Genomic DNA, 389 nt, shown 5'->3' on the forward strand with positions numbered 1-389 from the left:
CGTGAACTTATGGCGTTAAGCGCAACAGTATAGACTGCCCATGCCGCCGCCGCGGCGAGGGCAAGCAGATCGCCTATAGGATTAAGCTTAAATTCATAAATTTTTACAAATTTAATTGCCGCTTTTGACGGTTAACCGTAATCCCGGAATATAAAATACGCCCTGGGACTTATCCTGTTTCAGCGGCCGATAAATAATAATTATGTTATATTATACCATAAATCATCCAAATCAACAATCAATATAATTCGACACTGTCAAAAGGATAAAATTTCATTACAACCTTTGCAGTAACGTCATCTTTTTCAACAAAACCGATACTCCTGCTGTCAACGCTGCTTCCTCTGTTATCGCCCATAACAAAAATACAGCCGTCTTCAACAACGGCG

The 389-nt window shown here is 40.4% G+C and carries 1 protein-coding gene; it reads right to left on the reverse strand.

Annotation, left to right across the window (positions count from 1 at the left end):
• Nucleotides 1-238 precede the first annotated feature (238 nt).
• Nucleotides 239-389, reverse strand: a 151-nt coding sequence (locus tag NE664_15490) for a S26 family signal peptidase (protein MCQ4728036.1), incomplete at its 5' end; no start/stop codon positions are given.

The organism is Anaerotignum faecicola (assembly GCA_024460105.1).
Taxonomy (GTDB): domain Bacteria; phylum Bacillota; class Clostridia; order Lachnospirales; family Anaerotignaceae; genus JANFXS01.